The 20703-nt window shown below is 75.8% G+C and carries 13 protein-coding genes and 1 pseudogene; 11 read left to right on the plus strand and 3 right to left on the minus strand.

Going from position 1 to position 20703, the window contains the following annotated elements:
- Positions 1–9: 9 nt before the first annotated feature.
- Entirely contained in the window at positions 10–678 is a 669-nt protein-coding gene (locus tag ABD52_RS16520; protein WP_013286609.1) for a response regulator transcription factor, read from the minus strand.
- Entirely contained in the window at positions 675–1937 is a 1263-nt protein-coding gene (locus ABD52_RS16525) for a sensor histidine kinase (RefSeq protein WP_013476586.1), read from the minus strand. Before ABD52_RS16525 ends, ABD52_RS16520 begins: the two co-directional genes overlap by 4 nt.
- Positions 1938–2124: 187 nt before the next feature.
- Here ABD52_RS16525 and ABD52_RS16530 point away from each other — a divergent pair, with 187 nt between their 5' ends.
- The 8 genes from ABD52_RS16530 to ABD52_RS16565 all read left to right on the plus strand — a co-directional run bounded on the left by ABD52_RS16530 (position 2125) and on the right by ABD52_RS16565 (position 16566).
- A complete protein-coding gene (locus ABD52_RS16530; RefSeq protein WP_047892402.1) occupies positions 2125–2799 on the plus strand; it encodes an ABC transporter ATP-binding protein in 675 nt (224 codons plus the stop codon).
- Positions 2796–5093, plus strand: coding sequence for an FtsX-like permease family protein (locus ABD52_RS16535; RefSeq protein ID WP_047892403.1), 2298 nt, complete (start codon positions 2796–2798; stop codon positions 5091–5093). The genes ABD52_RS16530 and ABD52_RS16535 overlap by 4 nt, the downstream gene beginning before the upstream one ends.
- 75 nt (positions 5094–5168) lie before the next feature.
- Positions 5169–8852, plus strand: a complete 3684-nt coding sequence (locus ABD52_RS16540; protein ID WP_047892404.1) for a DUF4132 domain-containing protein — start codon at positions 5169–5171, stop codon at positions 8850–8852.
- The gene (locus tag ABD52_RS16545; protein WP_047892405.1) at positions 8849–9952 is read left to right on the plus strand and encodes an AAA family ATPase; all 1104 of its coding nucleotides are present in this window, start codon (positions 8849–8851) and stop codon (positions 9950–9952) included. Before ABD52_RS16540 ends, ABD52_RS16545 begins: the two co-directional genes overlap by 4 nt.
- The gene (locus ABD52_RS16550; protein WP_047892406.1) at positions 9949–12303 is read left to right on the plus strand and encodes a DUF5682 family protein; all 2355 of its coding nucleotides are present in this window, start codon (positions 9949–9951) and stop codon (positions 12301–12303) included. Before ABD52_RS16545 ends, ABD52_RS16550 begins: the two co-directional genes overlap by 4 nt.
- On the plus strand, positions 12300–13412 hold the full coding sequence (locus tag ABD52_RS16555) for a VWA domain-containing protein (protein ID WP_013286602.1): 1113 nt from the start codon (positions 12300–12302) through the stop codon (positions 13410–13412). The genes ABD52_RS16550 and ABD52_RS16555 overlap by 4 nt, the downstream gene beginning before the upstream one ends.
- A 9-nt stretch (positions 13413–13421) precedes the next feature.
- On the plus strand, positions 13422–15551 hold the full coding sequence (locus ABD52_RS16560; protein WP_047892407.1) for a hypothetical protein: 2130 nt from the start codon (positions 13422–13424) through the stop codon (positions 15549–15551).
- A gap of 34 nt (positions 15552–15585) precedes the next feature.
- Positions 15586–16566: a DNA polymerase domain-containing protein gene (locus ABD52_RS16565; RefSeq protein WP_047892408.1), complete on the plus strand. Its 981-nt coding sequence runs from the start codon at positions 15586–15588 to the stop codon at positions 16564–16566.
- Positions 16567–16571: 5 nt separating this feature from the next.
- Here the strand turns inward: ABD52_RS16565 and ABD52_RS16570 are convergent, their stop codons facing one another.
- Positions 16572–17078, minus strand: coding sequence for an Lrp/AsnC family transcriptional regulator (locus tag ABD52_RS16570; protein ID WP_013286599.1), 507 nt, complete (start codon positions 17076–17078; stop codon positions 16572–16574).
- A gap of 72 nt (positions 17079–17150) precedes the next feature.
- On the opposite strand from ABD52_RS16570, the gene pdhA reads away from it, so the two are divergent.
- The 3 genes and pseudogenes from pdhA to ABD52_RS16585 all read left to right on the plus strand — a co-directional run.
- On the plus strand, positions 17151–18350 hold the full coding sequence (pdhA, locus tag ABD52_RS16575; protein WP_047892410.1) for a pyruvate dehydrogenase (acetyl-transferring) E1 component subunit alpha: 1200 nt from the start codon (positions 17151–17153) through the stop codon (positions 18348–18350).
- The gene (locus ABD52_RS16580) at positions 18350–19354 is read left to right on the plus strand and encodes an alpha-ketoacid dehydrogenase subunit beta (RefSeq protein ID WP_013476595.1); all 1005 of its coding nucleotides are present in this window, start codon (positions 18350–18352) and stop codon (positions 19352–19354) included. The genes pdhA and ABD52_RS16580 overlap by 1 nt, the downstream gene beginning before the upstream one ends.
- A gap of 110 nt (positions 19355–19464) precedes the next feature.
- A pseudogene (locus ABD52_RS16585) lies at positions 19465–20583 on the plus strand (2-oxo acid dehydrogenase subunit E2); the annotation flags it as partial.
- Positions 20584–20703: the final 120 nt, after the last annotated feature.

Consider the following 20703-nt stretch of genomic DNA (forward strand, 5'->3'; position numbering starts at 1 on the left):
CCGGACCGGTCAGTCCTCCGGCGAACCGGGACTCACGAGGCCCGTCTCGTAGGCGACCACCACCGCCTGGACCCGGTCGCGCAGACGGAGTTTGGCGAGGATCCGGGCGACGTGGGTCTTCACAGTCGCCTCGGACAGGTGCAGCGCCTCCGCGAGTTCGGCGTTGCTCAGGCCGCCGGCCAGCAGGCGCAGGACCTCCGTCTCGCGCCGGGTAAGCGTGGCCAGGTCGCGGTGCACAGTCGCCGTCTGCGGGTCGCGGCGGGCGAAGCGCCGTACCAGCCGGCGGGTGATGGCGGGTGCGAGCAGCGCGTCACCGTCCTGGACCATGCGTACGGCCGCCACCAGATGTTCCGGCGTCACGTCCTTGAGCAGGAAGCCGCTCGCCCCGGCGGCGAGCGCGGCGTAGACGTACTGGTCCAGGTCGAACGTGGTGAGGATGATGATCCGGGGCGCCGCGACGGCCCCGGTGAGGATGCGGCGGGTGGCCTCGAGGCCGTCGAGCTCGGGCATGCGCACGTCCATGAGCACCACGTCGGGCCTGGTGCGGCGGACCGCGTCCACCGCCTCCGCGCCCGTCGCCGCCTCGGCCACCACGTCCACCCCACCGGCCGTGAGGATCATGCGGAACCCGGTACGGACCAGTGCCTGGTCGTCGGCGACCACCACTCGTACCGTCATGTCGCCTCCCACGGGATCACGGCCTCGACGTGGTAACCGGCGCCCGGCCGGGCGCCGGCGCGCAGCGTCCCACCGTAGACGGCGAGGCGCTCCCGCAGCCCGATCAGGCCGCGCCCGCCCGACACCCCGGTGGCGGCCGGTACGCCGGGCTCGGTGTTGCCGACCTCGATCCGCAGGGTCTCCGGCGAGTACTCGACGACGACGGTGCCGGCGGCGCCGGGCGCGTGCCGGACCATGTTCGTCAACGCCTCCTGCACCACCCGGTACGCCGTCAGCCCGACACCGGAGGTGACCGGCCGGCGCTCGCCGGAGATGGTCAGCCGTACCGGCACGCCGGCGTCCCGCATGCGTTCGATCAGCTCGGGCAGGCCCTCGATCCCGGGCTGCGGGTCCTCCGGGTCGTCCGGTTCGGACTCGGCCAGCAGGCCCATGACGTGCCGCAGCTCGGTGAGCGCGGACCGGCCGGTCGACTCGACGGCGAGCAGCGCCTCCCGTGCCTGATCCGGTGCGGCGGCGAGCACCGTCCGGGCGGCACCGGCCTGGATGACCATCACACTGACGTGATGCGTCACGACGTCGTGCAGTTCCCGGGCGATGCGGGCCCGTTCACCGGCGACCGCGTCGCGCAGCGCCTGCTCGTGGGCGCGGGCCTCGGCGGTGAGCCGCCGCCGGTCCTCACCCGCCCGTCGCCGCCACACGTGGTGGCCGCCCGCGGCGGCCACCAGCGGGGCCAGCACGACGAACGGCAGGTAGCCCGCGGACACCGTGACCGGCATCAGCTCCCGGAGGCCCAGTGCGAGCAGCGCCACCGCCGGGACGGACACCAGCGCCGGCAGCCGGTACGGGCTGTGCGCCGCCGCGCTGTAGACGGCGACGAGGCAGGTCAGCACCACGCACGGGTACAGGGCCGGCTGCCGTTCCCCGTCGGTCACCAGCACCAGTGACGCGGCGGCCATCGTCGCCCAGAGCACCGCGAGCGGATACCGGCGGCGCAGCACCAGCGGTGCGCACATGACGAAGACCAGCAGCAGTGCCCCGAGCGTGGACCCGGGCTGCGCGGGCTGCATCTCCGGCGGGACCGCCAACGGGGGCAGCGGCAGTGGCGGCGGCAACGGCGGGGGCGGGACGCCGACATCGTCAGTGGCGGCCTGGAAGCACACCAGCCCGAGTGCACCTGCCAGCGCCGCGTCGAGCAGCAGCGCCCGCCAGCCCGGCCTCGGCAGCGGTCCCGTCGCCACGATGCCTCTCACGAGCCACATTCTCGCCGCCGTACGCCGGCCGGGGCATCGGTCACGGTGTGCAGTGCGACTACATCGCAGGGATGACCCCGGGCGAAGATCCGCCTCCGGCGGTACGGGTGGTGCGTCGCCGGACCGATGCCCAGGCCTCGGATCCGCCCCTAACGTCACGGCGTCCAGTCGACAGGCCTGACCCGAGGGGCGACACATGACCGATCCGGTGATCGACGTACGCGGGGTGACCCGCCGCTACGGCGAGGGGCCGCCCGCGCTGCACGACGTGTCGCTGACCGTCCGGCCCGGTGAGTGCGTGGCGGTGCTCGGCCCGTCCGGCAGCGGGAAGTCCACACTGCTCAACCTGCTCGCCGCGCTGGACCGGCCGGACGCCGGCACGATGACCGTCGCGGGCACCCGGCTGGAGAAGCTGGGCGAGGCCGCGTCGGCCCGGTTCCGGCGCGCACACGTGGGCCTGGTCTTCCAGTTCTTCAACCTGCTCGACGACCTCACAGTGCTGGACAACGTCCTGCTGCCCGCCCAGCTGGCCGGCGCACCGGCCCGCGCGGTGCGCGAACACGCGGCCTCCCTGCTGGACTCGCTCGGCATCGCCCGGCACGCGCACGCGTACCCGGGACGCCTCTCCGGCGGTGAGCGGCAGCGCGTCGCCGTCGCCCGCGCCCTGATCAACAGGCCCGCGCTCCTGCTGGCCGACGAGCCGACCGGCGCGCTGGACACCGCCTCCGGGGAGGACGTCCGGCGCCTGCTCGACGAACTGCACCGCAGCGGCCAGACCATCGTGCTCGTCACCCACGACCTGCGGCTGGCCGAGGCGTCCGCCGGCCGTACGATCCGCCTGCGCGACGGCCGGGTCGAGGTGCGACGGTGAGCGGGCTGCGCCGGGTCGTCCGGTCCGGCGTACGGCGCCGCCGGGTGCAGACAGTCGTCGTCGGCCTGGTCACCGCCGCCGCCGTGACCGCCACGGTGCTCGGAGCCGGGCTGCTCGTCGCGTCGCAGGCGCCCTTCGACGACGCGTTCGCCGCCCAGCGGGGAGCGCACCTGACCGTGCGGGCGGACTCCGGTGCGGTGACGGAACCACAGCTCGCCGCGTCGGCCTCGGCGCCGGGCGTGGTGGCCGCCGCCGGTCCGTACCGGGTGCTGGTGGTCGCCTTCACGGAGCGCGGCGGGATGCGGACACCGCCGCTGACAGTCGTCGCGCGCACCGATCCGGGCGGCCCCGTCGACCGCATCGAGCTGGCCGGCGGGCGGTGGCCGACCGGTCCGGACGAGATCGTGCTGAGCGGCGGAGCGGTCCGCCTGCCGCCCGGGGCCCGCCTGACCACACCGGGCGGCGGAGAGTTCACGGTGGTCGGTACGGCCCGGTCGATCAGCGACACCGCCGGCGCCTGGGTGCTGCCGTCCGCCGTCGGCCGACTCGACGGGCCGGACACGGCGGACGGGTACCAGATGCTCTACCGGTTCGCGGACGCCCGCACCGCGACGGAGGTCGGCGCCGGACGGGACGCCGTGGTCGCGGCGCTGCCCCCCGGCGCGGTCACCGGCGCCCGATCCTGGCTCGACGTGCGGCAGCAGGCCGTCGAGGACGCGGCCGTCTTCGTGCCGTTCCTCGTCGCGTTCGCGCTGCTCGGCATCGTGATGGCGCTGCTGGTGGTCGGCACTGTGGTCGCCGGGACGGTCGGCGCCGCCACCCGCCGGATCGGCATCCTCAAGGCGCTCGGCTGCACCCCCGCGGGCATCGTCCGCGCCTTCGTCGCGCAGACGCTGCTCCCGGCCGCCGTGGGTGCCGTCGCCGGAACGCTCACCGGGAACCTGATCGCGCTGCCGGTGCTGGCCGAGACCGAGCAGGTCTACGGCTCGGCGAACACCACCATCGCCTGGTGGGTGACCGTCCTGGCCACCGGCGGGGTGCTGGCGGTGGTGACGCTGACCGCGTGGACGGCCGCGCTGAGGGCGGGCCGGCTCCGTACCGTGGACGCCATCGCGGTCGGACGGGCGTCCGGTCCGGCGCGGGGCCGGTGGGCGTTGCGCCTGGCCGCGCGGCTGCCGGTGGCCAGGCCGGTGGGCCTCGGCCTGGCCCGCCCGTCCGCGCGGCCGGCGCGCACTGTCGCGATCCTGCTGGCGGTCGCGACGGGCGCGGCGGCGGTGACGTTCGCGACCGGGCTCGCCGCGTCGCTGCTGCGCATCCAGACCGCGCTCACCCAGGACGTCGCTGACGTCACTGTGAACGGCGACCCGGCCGCCGGACCGGCCGCCGCTCCCACCGCCGATCCGGCCGCGGTGCTGGCGGCGATCGACGCCCAGCCGGGCACCCGCGCCAGGTACGGCCTCACGCAGGCACCGGGCGCGGTCGCGGGCGTCGCCGACCCGGTCTCCGTCACGACGATCACCGGCGACGCGGCGTGGGACGGCTTCGAGATGGTGTCCGGACGCTGGTTCGCCGCACCCGGCGAGGCCGTCGTCGGCGGACCCCTGCTGACCGCGACCGGAGCCCGGATCGGCGACACCGTCACGGTCCGGATCGAGGGCACGCCGGTACGCCTGCGCGTCGTCGGCGAGGTGTTCGAGTCCGCCATGGCGGTGTTCACCGGTACCGCCACGCCCACCGGCCGGAACCCGTTCGAGTACCGGATCGCGCTCGCCCCGGACACCGACGCCGGCGCCTATGCACAGGCGCTGACCGGCGCACTCGCCGGCCGGGGCCTCACCGCGCGGCCGAGCGGCGCGGAGACCGACCCGCTCCTGCTGGTCGTGGAGGGGCTGACCGCCACGCTGACCCTGCTGCTCCTCGCGGTGGCCGCGCTGGGCGTGCTCAACATGCTCGTCCTCGACCTGCGCGACCGGGTCCACGATCTCGGTGTGCACAAGGCGCTCGGCATGACGCCGGGCCAGACGATCGCGATGGTGGTCGCCTCGGTCGCCGCCGTCGGTCTGGTCGGCGGGCTGCTCGGCGTACCGGCGGGTGTGGCGATGCAACGGCTCGTCGTCCCGGCGATGGCCGCCAACGGCGGACTGCACCTGCCGGAGAGTCTGCTCGACGTGTACGGGCCGGTCCTTCTGGCGGCGCTGGCGCTGGGCGGGCCGCTGACGGCACTGCTCGGAGCGCTGCTGCCGGCCGGGTGGGCGGCCCGGACCCGGACCGCGACGGCACTGCGGAGCGAGTAGCGCGCCCGGCGGCGTCGCGGGTGTCGGTGGGGCCGGTTATGGTCCCCGCACACTGCGGGCGATCAAGGAGACGGTGTGCGCAGATTCGAGTTCGTGGGCGGCGGTTCGGCCAAGTTCTGGGAGGTCGGGCAGAGCGACGCGACGGTTACGGTCCGCTATGGATCGATCGGCGCGCAGGGCCGCACCCAGGTCAAGGAACTGGGTTCGCCGGCCGAGGCCGCCGCGCACGCCGACCGGCTGATCGCGGAGAAACTGCGCAAGGGGTACGCCGAGACGACCGCCGCGCCCTCCGCCGGGCACACCGGAACGCCCGCCGTCGAGCCGGCTGCGCCGAGCCGCGACCCGGAAACGGCCGGTGCCGATCCGGCCGCCGCCGGTTCGGCCGGTAGCGTCCCGGCCGGGGCGCCGTCGGCCACATCGCAAGCCGGCGAGCTGCCGGACGAGGACGCGTTCGAGGTTCCGGCCGCCTGGCGGCGGATGCTGGTCCCGCGCTGGGGCGGCACACCCGGCCCGGGCCTGCCGAGCGCCGCGAAGGGCCGCGCCGCCGGCCGCAAGGTGCTGGACTCGGTGGCCGCACCGGTCGCCGCCACCGCACGGGCCACCGACGATCCGGAGCTGGGTCCGGCGCTGCGCGGCTACCTCGACGGCCGGCCCGGTCCGCTGGGCGGGGCCGCGCTGGTGGCGGCAGTGGCCGTGGCGCTCGGCTATCACGCACGCGACCAGCAGGGGGTGGCCCTCGCCGACCTGCTGGCCGCCGATCTCGGCCCGGCCGGAGCGGCGGTCGCCGCGACCGAGCAGATCACCGTGGCGGCCACCGGGTCGGCGTCTCCGCTTTCGCTGGGCCGCGCCGAGGTGAACAAGGCGCACAACTACGGCCACTGGCGCCTGCGTCAGGGGGTGCTACGCCGGGTCCGCGCGCATCTCGCGGCGGCCCGCGAGGCCGACTACGCAGCGGCCCGCGCCGCGCTGGTCCCGTACCGGTCCGGGCCGCTGGCGGCGCGGGCGGTCACCTCGTTCCTGCTGCCGACCGAGCGGGAGTGGGTGGCCCAGGACGTCGCCGACGTGGCGCGCGAGGGGGGTCCGCTGCTCGCGGAACTGCTGCTCGGCGCAGTCGACGACGTGGACGCGATCCACAACCTCGCCGGGCACCTGCAGGTCTACCGGCTGATGTACGACCAGGCGCCGATCGTCACCGCCACCGCGGCGGTCGGGCCGCCGATCGCGCCGGTGCTGGCCGGGTGGTTCGACGACGAACACGTCGGCGCGGACGCGCGGCAGCGGCTGGTGTCGCTGCTGGCCGCCCTGCCCGGTGACGAGCCGATGGCGGCGCTGCTCGACCGGCTGGACCGTAAGTACGTCCCGCCCGCCATGACGGAGATGCTGCGCCGCTTCCCGGTGCGCGGCGTGCGCCTGGTGTCCGCGGCCGCCGAGGGGCGCAGCCCGGCCGCGCGGGAGGCCGCCACCCTGTTGCGCGCGCACGTGCTGGCCAACCCGGCCGCCGTCGAGGCGGCGCTGCCGATGCTTGATCCGGCGCGGCGGGAACGGGTCGAGCGGATCCGCGACGACGCGTCCGCGTTGCCGGTCGCCGCGCCGGACCGGCTGCCGCCGGTGCTGGTGACGCCGCCCTGGACGGTCCGGCGTCCACGAGCCGACCCGCCGGTGGTGGGCGGGCTGAACCGGCCCACCGGGTCCGCGACGGCCTGGCTGCCGGGGGAGCGGGAGCGGTGGGCCGCGATCGTGCCCGGCTGGTCCGGCTGGTGGCGGGGCGACGACCTGAGCGTGTTGGCCGCCGAGGTCGCCGCCGGGCGGGCCGGATCGTACGAGGCGATCCACTTCTTCGTCCGGGCTACCGAGGAGCTGGCCCGGCCGCTGCTGCCGTCCTGGCGGCCCGACGAGTCCTGGGGAGCCGACGAGTGGATGTCCCGCCTCGCCGGCCGGTACGAGCTGGACGCGCTGCCCACCGCGCTGCACCTGGCCCGCGCCGCGCCGAAGAGCGTCGGCGAGGTGCTGCTGCCGTACACCGACGGTGAGGTCGCCGACCTGATGGCCGACTGGCTCGACCGGCTCAAGACGGGCCGCCCGGTCGCCCGCGCCTGGCTGCGGCGGCACCCGGAGTACGCCGTGCGGGCGCTGCTGCCGGCGGCCCTGGGCGCGCCCGGCCCGCGTCGCCGGGCCGCCGAGCGGGCGTTGCGGCTGGTCGCCGCGGAGCACCGTGGTGTGCTCCTCGGTGTGGCCCGGGAGCACGGCGAGGAGGCGCTCGCCGCCGCGACGGCGATGCTCGACGCGGACCCGCTGGCCCAGCTCCCGGCCCGGATGCCGAGCCTGCCGGCGTGGCTGGACCCGGCGGTGCTGCCACAGGTGCTGCTGCGGGACCGTTCGGCGGCGCTGCCCGCCGACGCGGTCCGTCACCTCTGCACCATGCTCGCCATCTCCGCGCCCGGCGAACCGTACCCGGGGGTGGAGGTCGTCCGCGCGGCGTGCGACACCGACTCCCTGGCGGAGTTCGCCTGGGCGCTGTTCGAGAGCTGGCAGAGCGCCGGTGCGCCCTCGAAGGACGGCTGGGCGTTCACCGCGCTGGGGCTGCTCGGCGACGACTCGACCGCGCGGCGGCTCGCGCCGCTGGTGCGGGCCTGGCCGGGCGAGAGCCAGCACACCCGGGCGGTGACCGGCCTGGAGGTGCTGGCGCAGATCGGCACCGACGTGGCGCTGATGCACCTCTACGGCATCTCGCAGAAGGTGAAGTTCCGGGGCCTGCGGGAGCAGGCGGCGCGCAAGGTCACCGAGGTCGCCGACGGGCTGGGGCTAACGCCCGAGCAGCTCGGCGACCGCCTGGTGCCCGACCTCGGGCTGGACGCCGACGGCAGCCTCGTCCTCGACTACGGGCCGCGCCGGTTCACAGTCGGCTTCGACGAGCAGCTCAAGCCGTACGTGGTGGACGGCTCCGGCGCCCGCCGCAAGGACCTGCCCAAGCCCGGCGCCCGGGACGACGCCGCACTGGCGCCCGCCGCGCACAAGCGCTTCGCCGGCCTGAAGAAGGACGTGCGCACGCTCGCCGCCGACCAGATCCGCCGCTTCGAGTCGGCCATGGTGACCGGGCGGCGCTGGCCGGCCGCCGACTTCCGCCGCTACTTCCTGTCCCACCCGCTGCTCTGGCACGTCGTCCGCCGGCTGGTCTGGGCCACTGTGGACGACGCCGGTCAGGTGGTCACCGCGTTCCGGGTCGCCGAGGACCGCACGCTCGCCGACGTCGACGACGAGACGTACACGCTGCCGGACGACGCCACTGTCACCATCGCGCACCCGCTGAGCCTCGGCGCGGCGGTGCCGGCCTGGGCGGAGGTGTTCGCCGACTACGAGATCCTCCAGCCGTTCCCGCAGCTCGGCCGCGAGGTGTACCGGCTGGACGCGGCCGAGCGCGCGGAGACGCTGCTGCGGCGGCACGCGGGTGTCACGGTCCCGGCCGGGCGGCTGCTCAGCCTGGAACGGCGGGGCTGGCGGCGCGGCATGCCGCAGGACGCCGGCATCCAGAGCTGGCTGGAGCGCGAGGCCCCCGGCGGCCGGGCCGTGGTGATCGACCTCGACCCCGGCATCGCGGTCGGGGTGGTGGACATGTTCCCGGACCAGAAGATCGAGGCGATCTGGGTGAACGACGTGCCGCGCGGCGACTGGTTCCAGCGCGGCGGCAAGGTCCGCCTCGGCGACCTCGACGACGTCACCCTCTCCGAGGTGCTGCGCGACCTGGCGGAGGTGACCCGGTGACCGCGCTCGATCCGGCCGCCGAGCGGGCCCAGCGTCCCCCGGCCGAGGTGCGGTACGCCGACGAGCTGGCCGTGCTGGCCGCGAACGACGGCGACCCGCGCCCGCCGGGCTGGCGGCTGAGCCTGCGCGCCGCCCGCCGGTTCATCCTCGGCGACCCGGCCGCCGGGGTCCGGCGCAAGTTCGTCGGCGACCCGTCGCTCATCGACCGGGCGCTTGTGGCGCTGGCGACCAGCCGCGGCCTGATGCTCGTCGGCGAACCCGGCACCGCCAAGTCGCTGCTGTCGGAGCTGCTCGCCGCCGCTGTCAGCGGCGACTCCACGCTGACCATCCAGGGCGGCGCGGCCACCACCGAGGACCAGATCCGCTACTCGTGGAACTACGCGCTGCTGGTCGCCGACGGCCCGTCGCCGCGCGCGCTGGTGCCGGCGCCGCTGCTGCGCGGCATGGCCGAGGGGCGGGTGGTCCGCTTCGAGGAGATCACCCGCTGCCCGCTGGAGGTGCAGGACTGCCTGCTCTCCCCGCTGTCGGACCGGGTGCTCGCCGTTCCGGAGCTGCCGGGCGCCGACGCCATGGTGTTCGCCCGCGAGGGCTTCAACGTGATCGCCACCGCGAACACCAGGGACCGGGGCGTCAACGAGATGAGCGCCGCCCTGAAGCGGCGGTTCAACTTCGAGACCGTCTTCCCGATCCCCGACCTCGGCACCGAGCTGGAACTGGTCGAGGCCGAGGCGGGCGAGTTGCTGCGCCGCTCCGGCGTGACCGCGCCGCCCCGGCGGGATTTGTTGGAGGTGCTGGTCACCACGTTCCGGGAGCTGCGGACCGGCATCACCGAACGCGGCGACGCGATGGAGCGGCTGTCGGCGGTGATGAGCACCGCGGAGGCGGTGTCGGTGGCGCACGCGGTCGGGCTGCGCGGCTGGTTCCTGCGCGGCGAGTCCGGCGACGCCGCCGACCTGGTCGCCTGCCTGGCCGGCACCGCCGCGAAGGACGACGCGGAGGACCTGGCCCGGCTGCGCCGCTACCTGGAGCAGCAGGTGTCCCGCCGCTCCGGCGCGCAGTGGCGGGCGGTGCACGACGCCCGGCACCTGCTGCCCGGGTGAGCGCCACCGAGGCGCCCGGCGGCGTCACGTTCCTCGGCGTCCGGCACCACAGCCCGGCCTGCGCCCGGCTGGTCGCGGCCACGGTGGCGCGGCTGCGCCCGGCGTACGTCCTGGTGGAGGGGCCGGCTGACCTGAACGGGCGGATGGACGAGCTGCTGGGAGACCACGAGCTGCCGATCGCCGTGTTCACCGCGCACCGCGACGGCACCCGGCGGCACGCCTCCTGGAGCCCGTTCTGCGCGTACTCGCCGGAGTGGGTGGCGCTGACCGCCGGGCGGGAGGTGGGCGCGCAGCTGCGCTTCATCGACCTGCCCGCGTGGCATCCCGCGCTGTCCGACCGCGCCAACCGGTACGCCGACGCCGACCAGCGGTACGCCGAGGCGGTGCGCCGGCTGTGCGCCACGCTCGCCGTGGACAACGTGGACGCGCTCTGGGACCACCTGTTCGAGATCGGCCCGGACGACGGGCTGGCCGAGCGGCTGGACACGTACTTCGACGTGCTGCGGGGCGAGTCGGCGGCCGGGGCTGACGACACCGCCCGGGAGGCGTACATGGCCCGCTGGGTACGCGCCGCCCGCCGCCGGGCCGCCGGCCGGCCGGTGCTGGTGGTGACCGGCGGCTTCCACCGTCCCGCCCTGGTCCGGCTGACCGTCGGCCCGGACAGCGCCGATCGGCACGGCACCGGCCCTTACGGCACGGGCCCGGACGGCACCGGACCGGAGGAGGACGACTGGCCGGAGGTGCCCGCCCCGGCTCCGGACGCGGTGGCGGGCAGCTACCTCGTGCCGTACTCGTTCCGGCGCCTGGACGCGTTCGTCGGCTACCAGTCCGGGATGCCGTCACCGGCGTACTACCAGCGGGTCTGGGAGGACGGCCCGCGCCGGGCCGCGGAGGCGCTCACCGAGGCGGTGGCGGCCCGGCTGCGTGCCCGGCGGCAGCCCGTCTCCACCGCCGACCTGATCGCCGCCCGGAGCATGGCCGGCGGCCTGGCCCGGCTGCGCGGCCACGCCCACCCGGGCCGGGTCGACGTGCTCGACGGGCTGGTGTCCGCACTGGTCACCGACGCGCTCGACCAGCCGCTGCCGTGGGCGACCCGGGGCACGCTGGCACCAGGCGCCCACCCGGTGGTGGTGGAGATGGTGGCCGCGCTCAGCGGCGACCGGGTGGGCCGCCTGCACCCGGACACGCCGCTGCCGCCGCTCGTGCACGACGTCGACGCCGAGCTGGAACGCCACCGGATCGATCCGCACGGGGCGGCCGAGCTGGACCTGACAGTCGCCGGTGACCTGGCCCGCAGCCGCCTGCTGCACCGGCTGCGGCTGCTCGACGTACCCGGTCACGTCCGGGAACGCGGCCCCCGGGTGGGCGCGGACGCGCTGCTCACCGAACGCTGGTCGCCCGCGCCGTCGGCGGACCGGCTCGCCCGGGTGATCGAGGCGGGCGGGTACGGGCCGACCGTGCTGGACGCCGTCACCGCCCGGATCGAGGAGCGGGTGACGCTGCTCGGCGCGGACGTCGACGCGCTCGCCACGACGCTGTTCGACACCGCGCTGGCCGGGCTGCCCGAGCACTCCACCCGGACGCTCACCGCGATCGCCCGTGCCGCCGGCGCGGTCACCGACCTGCGGGCGCTGGGCCGGGCGCTCGCAGTGGCACTGGCGCTGTGGCGGCACGACGAGCTGCTCGGCAGCGCCGGGACCGCCCCGCTGGGCGCGTTGATCACCGCCGCCGTACGCCGGGCGCTCTGGCTCGTCGAGGGCGTGCGCGCCGCGGCCGCGGCGGCCGACCCGGGCCGGCTCACCGCGCTCGTGGCGGTCCGGGACGCGGTTCGCCACGCCGGCCCGGCGCTGGGGCTCGACCGGGACGGTGCGCTGGCAGTGGCCGGGCGGGTGGCGGCCGACCCGGCGGCCCCGCCGGACCTGCGCGGCGCGGCGCTGGGTCTGGCCTGGTCGCTGGGGGACGTGCCGGATGCGGCCCGCGCGGTCCGGGCCGTGGCCGCACCGGACACGCTCGGCGACTGGCTGTCCGGGCTGTTCGCGCTGGCCCGGGAGGAGGTGGTCAGCGGCGACGCGGCGCTGCTCACAGTGGTGGACGAACTGCTCGCCGCGATGGGCGCGCACGACTTCCTGGTGGCGCTGCCCGCGCTGCGGCAGGCGTTCGGCTGGTTCCCGCCCCGCGAGCGGGCGGAGGTGGCCCGGCACGTGCAGGCGCTGCACGGCGGCGACGCGCCGCCCGGTGACCTGCTGCGGCTGGACGCCGACCCGCTGCTGGTGGCCGCCGCCCGCGCGGTGGAGGAGCGGGTCGACGCGGTGCTGACCCGGGAAGGGCTGTGGGAGGGGGACCGGACGTGACCGACCCGATGCGGGAACGCTGGCGGCTGGTACTCGGCGACGCCGCGCAGGACAGCCTGGGTGGCCTGTCTGCCGAGGCGGCCGGCCGGGACGCCGCGCTGGACTGGCTCTACGGCAGGGACGCGGAACTCGGCCGCCGCGACGTGCGGCGCGGCGGATCCGGCCCGTCCGCGCTGACCACTGTGGACTGGCTGGACGGGATCACCCGGCTGTTCCCGAAGGAGACGGTGCAGCGGCTGGAACGCGACGCGGTCGAGCGGTACGGCATCCACGAGGTCGTCACCGACCCGGCGGTGCTGGCCCGGGTCGAGCCGAACCCGGCGCTGCTGCGCGCGGTGCTGCGCACCAAGCACCTGATGGACCCGCAGGTGCTGCGGCTGGCCCGCAAGCTGGTCGAGGCGGTGGTGCGGCAACTGGTCGAGCGGCTGGCAGGGGAGGTGCGGCAGTCGTTCTCCGGGCCCCGGGCGCGTCGCCCCAGCCGTTTCCGGCAGGCCCGCAACTTCGACGTCCGGCGCACCATCCGGGCGAACCTGGCGCACTGGCGGCCGGACGAGCGCCGGCTGCACGTCCGGCAGCCGCACTTCTTCTCCCGTACCCGCCGCCACCTGGACCGCTGGCAGGTGATCCTGCTGGTGGACCAGTCCGGTTCGATGCTCGGCTCGGTGATCCACGCCGCGGTGACCGCCGCCTGCCTGTGGGGGCTGCCCGGCGTACGGACCCACCTGGTCGCGTTCGACACCGACGTGGTCGACCTGACCTCGGACGTGGACGACCCGGTGGAGCTGCTGATGAAGGTGCAGCTCGGCGGCGGTACCGACATCGCCCGCGCGGTCGCGTACGGCGCGCAGCTCGTGGAGAACCCGCGCCGGTCGATCGTCGCGCTGGTGTCCGACTTCTACGAGGGCGGCGACGCCGGACGTCTGGTCCGGTCGGTGAAGCAACTCGTGGAGCAGGGCACGCACGTGCTCGCGCTCGCCGCGCTGGACGAGGAGGCCGACCCGGCGTACGACCGGGCCACCGCCCAGCGGCTGGCTGACGTGGGCGCGGCGGTCGGCGCGATGACGCCGGGTGAGCTGGCTGCGTTCGTGGCCGAGCACGTGGGCCGGTAGGGGGACCGGATGATCCGTGACGACCTGATCGCGCTCACCCCGGACGTGCTGGCCGCGCTGAGCAACAGGGGCCTGGTGAAGCGCGCCACGAAGGAGGTCGACGCCGGTGAGCGGCCCGCGCTCACCGAGGACGCCGACGGCGCGGTGCGTGCCGCGTACCCGGACGGGGTGACTGTGACGCTGCCCGTGGGCGGCGGCCTGGCGGCCGGGATCTGCTCCTGCCCGGCGCCCGGCGTGTGCCGGCACCTGCTCGCCGTCGTGCTGACCTACCAGCGCACGCACGCCGATGCCCCGGACCGCGAGGCCACGCCGGACGGGGAGGCCGCCCCGGACACGGATGCCGCGCCGGGCCGGCACGCCGATCCAGGCGGGCAGGCTCCGGGCCCCGGCGCGTCGCGGGATCAGGAGGCTGCGCCGGGCAATGCGGCCGGGCCGGGCCGGGTCGCGGCGCCGGGCCGGGAGGGCGCCGCAGCCGGGCGTGAGCCGTGGCGGTGGTCGCCGGGCGACGTCACCGACGAGGAACTGGCCGCCGCGATCGGCGCGCCGGCGCTCACCGCCGCGCGACGACGGCTGCGGCGCGGCTACGCCGCTGTGGTCCACCGGCCGGACACCGCCGACCCGGTCCCGCGCGTGGAGCTGCCCACCGGCACGGTCCGCTTCCTGGTGCCCCGCCAGATCGGGTACGCGCGCGGCGACGCGGCCGACGACGGCGGTGAGGCGATCGCGCTCGCGGTGTGGGCGTGCCGGGCGGCCGACCGGGAACACCCGGACCGTCAGGAGGCGCAGGTACGCGTCGGCGGAACCGCCACCGTCACGGAGCGTCCGGCCCTGGACGCGGCGGTCGCGCTGGCCGCCGACGTGCTGCTGACCGGGGCCGCGCACCTGGGCTCCGGCGTGGACGCCCGGCTGGCGGCGACCCGGCGTGACCTCGACGCGGCCGGTCTGCGCTGGCCGCTGCTCGCCGTCGAGGACCTGGCCGGGCAACTGGAGGCGTACGCCGCGCGTGGCGCCCGGTACCGGCCGGAGACGTTCGCCGACCTGCTCGCCGAGTTGCCCGCGCGGCGACGCGCGGTGGTGAACGCGGGCGCCACCCCGGTGGAGCGGGTGCTCGGCACCCACGAGCCGGCGGAGACGCCGCTGCGGCGGGTACGGCTGACCGGCCTCGGTGCCCGGGTCCGGTGCAGTGGAGGCGAGGTGGGCGTGGACGTGGTGCTCGCCCACCCGGCGGCCGTCTCGGTGCTGGTGCTGCGCCGCGCCTACCCGGTCACCGAGGACGGCCCGCCCACCGGGCACGAGCTGGCCGGGCGGCGGGTCACCGGCGCCACGCTCGGCACGCTGGCCACCGGCAACGTGGTCTCCGAGTCGGCGGTGCGCAGCGCCGCGCACCGGCTCCGGATCGCCGCCGGCCGGCTGGCCCGCACCACGGTCACCCCCGGCGCGGGGGAGTGGTCCGGCCTGCCGCCCGGCCTGCTCGCCCGCGACCCGGACGCGCTCGCCGCCGAGCTGGCCGGGCGGCCACCCCGGCTGCTGCGCCCCCGCACCGCCGCCGAGTCGGTGCGGGTGCTCGCGCTCGGCGAGGTGCGCGCCATCGGGTACGCGGCCGGCGAGCAGCGCCTGCACGCCACGGTGACCGGGGCCGACGGCGGCACGGCGACCGTCACCGCCACCCACCACGCCGCCGCCCCTGGTGCACTCGACGCGCTCGCGGCGGCGCTCGGCGGCACACAAGGGCCGCCGCGTTACGTCAGCGGAACGGTACGCCGCGGCGCCGACGGGCTCATCGTCGAGCCGCTGGCGGTGGTCGCCGACGCGGTGGTCGTACCCGATCTGGCACCTGGGGTGGGCGACGGCCGGCTGACCGGCGCGGTCGACGCCCGGCCCGACCCGGTCGCCGCGGCGCTCGGTACGGCGTCGGCGCTGCTCGCCCAGGCCGCGCACACCGGCCTGCGGCACCTGCCGGTGGGCTTCCCCGACCGGCTGCGCGCGACGGCCGCCGCGCTCGGCGGAGTCGGCCTGGACCGCTGCGGCGCGGCCCTGTCCGGCCTGGCCGGGACGCTCGGCGCCGACCCCGGCGAACCGGCGGTACGGGCCTGGGTGGACGCCTGGATCCGGCTGTCGGTGACGGCGGAGTCCCGGTGAGCCGGTCCCCACGGCCGGGCCGGATCGCTACGGTGTGACGGTGGCGACCACGGCGGCGCAGGAGATCCAGGTGGGGGAGCGGCTGGTCCGCGTCTCCAGCCCCGACAAGCCCTACTTCCCGGAGCGCGGGCTGACCAAGCTGGACGTGGTCAGCTACTTCCTGTCCGTCGGCGACGGCATCCTGCGCGCGCTGCGGGACCGGCCGACCATGCTGGAACGCTGGCCGCGCGGCGTGTTCGAGGGCGCGAAGGTCGCCACCCGGCAGACCAACAAGGGCGACGCGTTCTACCAGAAGCGGCTCCCGGCCGGTGCGCCCGACTGGGTCCGCACCGCGCACATCACGTTCCCCAGTGGCCGTACCGCCGACGAGGTCGCCCCGAGCGAGCTGGCGGTGGTGATCTGGGCGGCCAACCTGGGCACGCTGCGGTTCCACCCGTGGCCGGTGTCGAAGGACGACGTGGAACACCCCGACCAGCTGCGCATCGACCTCGACCCGATGCCGGGCGTGGACTTCGCGCAGGTGGTGCCGGTGGCGCACGAGGTGCGCGCGTACCTCACCGAGCTGGGCCTGGAGGGCTTCCCGAAGACCACCGGCGGGCGCGGCATCCACGTCTACGTCTCGATCGAGCCGCGCTGGAGCTTCGGCGAGTGCCGGCGAGCGGTCCTGGCGCTGGGCCGGGAGATGCAGCGCCGCCTGCCCGACCTGGTCACCACCACCTGGTGGCGCGACCAGCGGGACCGGCCGGTCTTCGTCGACTACAACCAGATGGCCCGTGACCACACCATGACGTCGGCGTACTCGATCCGGCCGACGCCCGCGGCGCTGGTCTCGGCACCGCTGGAGTGGTCCGAGCTGAACGACGCCCGCCCGGAGGACTTCGACGTGCTCAGCATGCCCGAGCGGTTCGCCGAGCTTGGCGACCCGCACGCCGGGCTGGACGGGCGGCGGTACTCGCTGGAAGGGCTGTTGGAGCGGGCCGACGCGGAAGGGCTGGAGTCGCCGCCGGAACGCTGAGGCGGTCAGTCCCAGGGGCTCTGCGTGCCGTCGAACTCCTCGAACACCAGCCAGGTACGTGTGGACAGCACCCCGGCGATGCTCTGCACCCGGTCCAGCACCACGTCCCGCAACGTCGCGTTGTCCGGCGCCCGGACCAGCGCGAGGACGTCGTGCTCGCCGCTGAGCAGCGCCGCGTGCTCGATGTAGCGCACCCGGGCCAGCTCGGCGGAGACCTCCCGCCAGGTGTTCTGCTCGATGGTGAGCGCGATGTACGCCGACGTGCCCAGCCCGGCCGGCTCCGGCGCGACCCGCGCCGTGAACCCGGTCAGCACCCCGTCGCGCAGCAGCCGCTCCACCCGGGCGTACGCGTTGGTGCGGGAGACGTGCACCCGTTCGGCGAGCGTACGGATGGACGTCCGGGCGTCGCGGACCAGCTCGCGCAGGATCCGCCGATCCACCTCGTCGAGCGGCCCGGCCGAACGTCCCGTTCCGCCCGCCGCGCCCGGTGTGGCGCCGGTCTCCTGGCTCACCTCAGCCGCCCTCCTGTGCCATTCGTCCCGCGTTCATCCCGGATGTTGAGTCAATCATCCACGACCGGGAGCATAGGGCCACCACACGTCCAGGAGGTCCCCGCCGTGACGACCACACCCCAGGCGGTCCGCAGGGCATCCCCGCGCACCCGCCGGAAGTCCACCCCGGCCGCACCCGACCCGTCGGCCGGCTTCATGCCGCAGCGGGAACCGGTCCGGCTGCTCGAACCCGACGGGACTCCGCTGCCGGCCCGCGACGACTACCCGGAGCCGCCGGTCGAGACGCTGCGCGAGATGTACCGGCGGATGGTCGTCGGCCGCCGCTTCGACGTGCAGGCCACCGCGCTCACCAAGCAGGGCCGCCTCGCCGTCTACCCGTCCGCCCGCGGCCAGGAGGCGTGCCAGATCGGCGGCGTCCTCGCGCTGCGCGACACCGACTGGGTGTTCCCCACCTACCGCGAGTCGATGGCACTGACCGCGCGCGGCCTCGACCCGGTCGAGGTGCTCACGCTGCTGCGCGGCGACTGGCACTGCGGGTACGACCCCGCCGCCACCCACACCGCGCCGCAGTGCACCCCGCTCGCCACCCAGTGCGTACACGCCGCCGGGCTGGCCTACGGCGAGTCGTACCAGGGGCGTGACACAGTGGCGCTGGCGTTCATCGGCGACGGCGCTACCAGCGAGGGCGACTTCCACGAGGGCATCAACTTCGCCGCCGTGTTCAAGGCACCCGTCGTCTACCTGGTGCAGAACAACAAGTACGCGATCAGCGTGCCGCTGTCCCGGCAGACCGCCGCGCCGAGCCTCGCCTACAAGGGCGTCGGCTACGGCGTACCCAGCGAGCAGGTCGACGGCAACGACCCGGTGGCGGTGCTGGCGGTGCTGGAGCGCGCCGTCGCGCACGCCCGCGCCGGCAAGGGCCCCTACCTGGTCGAGGCCCACACGTACCGGATGGAACCGCACACCAACGCCGACGACCAGACCCGCTACCGCGACGCCGACGAGGTCGAGGCGTGGCGCGACCGCGACCCGATCGCCCGGCTCGAGGCGTACCTGCGGGCCAAGGGCGTCCTCGACGACGCCGCCGTCGCGGCGGTCGCCGAGGAGGCCGAGGAGTACGCCGCGGCGCTGCGCCGCCGGATGGACGCCCAGCCGACGGTGGACCCGCTGAGCCTGTTCGACCACGTGTACGCCGAGCCGACGCCGCAACTCGTCGAGCAACGCGAGATGGTCCGGGCCGAGCTGGCCGCCGACGCGGAGGGGGACGCCTGATGGCCACCATGACCATGGCGAAGGCGCTCAACGCGGCGCTCGCCGACGCGATGCTCGACGACGACCGGGTGCTCGTCTTCGGTGAGGACGTCGGCCAGCTCGGCGGCGTCTTCCGGATCACCGACGGGCTTCAGGCCCGGTTCGGCGACAAGCGCTGCTTCGACACCCCGCTCGCCGAGGCCGGCATCGTCGGGTTCGCCGTCGGCCTGGCCATGTCCGGGCTGCGGCCGGTGGTCGAGATGCAGTTCGACGCGTTCGCGTACCCGGCGTTCGAGCAGATCGCCTCGCACGTGGCGAAGCTGCGCAACCGCACCCGCGGCGCGCTGAGCGTGCCGATCGTCATCCGGGTGCCGTACGCCGGCGGCATCGGCGGCGTGGAGCACCACTGCGACTCGTCCGAGGCGTACTACGCGCACACCCCCGGCCTGAAGGTGGTCACGCCCGCGACGGTGGACGACGCGTACTCGCTGCTGCGCGCCGCCATCGACGACCCCGACCCGGTGGTGTTCCTGGAGCCCAAGAAGCTCTACTTCACCAGCGCAGAGGCGGATCTGCCGGCCCGTACCGCGCCGATCGGCACCGCCGTGGTGCGCCGCCCCGGCACCGACGCCACGCTGATCGCGTACGGCCCGGCCGTGCCTGTCGCGCTCGCCGCCGCCGAGGCCGCCCGCGAGGAGGGCTGGGACCTGGAGGTCGTCGACGTCCGCAGCATCGTGCCGTTCGACGACGCCACCGTCACCGCCTCGGTCCGCCGTACCGGCCGGTGCGTGGTGATCCAGGAGGCGCAGGGCTTCGCCGGTGTCGGCGCGGAGATCGCCGCGCGGGTGCAGGAGCGTTGCTTCCACGCCCTGCACGCTCCGGTGCTGCGTGTGTCCGGCCTGGACATCCCGTACCCGGCGCCGATGCTGGAGCACACCCACCTGCCCTCGGTCGACCGGGTGCTGGACACCGTGGCCCGGCTCCAGTGGGACGACCAGCCCGACACCAGGTGGGTGGCGGCATGACCGAACGCACCGAGCGGAGCGAGGGCCGTGAGGGCATGCCCGGCCGGTACAGCATGACCGAACACGCCGAGCGGAGCGAGGGCCGTGAGGGCATGCCCGGCCGGCACGGCATGAGCACGGCTGTGGGTACGCGGGACTTCCTTCTGCCGGACCTCGGGGAAGGGCTGAGCGAGGCGGAGATCGTCGAGTGGCGGGTCGCAGTCGGCGACGTGGTCACAGTGGACCAGACGGTGGTCGAGGTGGAGACCGCCAAGGCCGTGGTCGACGTGCCGTGCCCGTACGCCGGCCGGGTCGTGGCCCTGCACGGCGCGGCCGGTGAGGTACGCCCGGTGGGCCAGCCGCTGATCACAATCGCCCCGCTCGACGACGCCCCCGATCCGCACGCCACCTACCGCGAGGAGGAGCGGGCCGGCTCCGGCAACGTCCTGATCGGCTACGGCACCGGCCACGGCGGCACGGGTCGGCGGCGGCGCCGTCCGCGGCTGGCGCTGGCCCCCGAGCCCGGTACGCCGGTCACGGCGGACCTGGCGTCCGGTCCGGCGGCCGGCTCTCCGGCTCCGGTGGGCTCGCAGGCTCCAGCGGGCTCTCCGGTTCCGGCCGGCCCGGTTCTGGCCGGTTCATCGCGTCCGGCGGGCTCCGTTTCGGCTGGCTTGTCGGCTCCGAACGGCACGGCCGCCTCGGCGGACCGCACGGCTGAGCCGGAACCGACCGGCGTGCAATCGGCGCCGCTCGTCATCTCGCCGATCGTGCGGCGGCTGGCGAAGGAGCACGGCATCGACCTGGCGTCGCTGCGCGGCACCGGGCCGGGCGGCGTGATCCGCCGGGCCGACCTGGACGCCGCCGTGGCCGCGCCCGCTGCTCCGGCGGCCCGGCTGGCAGCGGTGCCGGACGCCCCGGCCGCGCACGTCGGGCTCGCCCTGGCCGGCGACGGCGACACTGTCATCCCGCTCACCGGCATCCGCAAGGTGATCGCCGACAAGCTCTCCCGCAGCCGGCGGGAGATCCCCGAGGTGACGATCTGGGTCGACGTGGACGCCACCGGCCTGCTGGAGACGCGTGCCGCGATCAACGCGGCCACCCCTGACACGCCGGTGAGCATCCTGGCGCTGCTGGCCCGGATCTGCCTCAGCGGCCTGCGGAAGTACCCGCAGCTCAACGCGCACGTCGACACCGAGGGCCAGCGGATCGTCCAGTCCGCGGGCGTACACCTGGGCATCGCCGCGCAGACCCCGGCGAAGGAGCACGGCATCGACCTGGCGGCGCTGCTCGGCGTCGGCCGGGCGGCGTGATCCGCCGGGCCGAGCTGGCCGCCGCACTCGCCGAGACCACTGCGGCGGCCCGGGCCGGCA

It is taken from the genome of Micromonospora sp. RV43, from assembly GCF_001029515.1.
GTDB lineage: Bacteria > Actinomycetota > Actinomycetes > Mycobacteriales > Micromonosporaceae > Micromonospora > Micromonospora aurantiaca.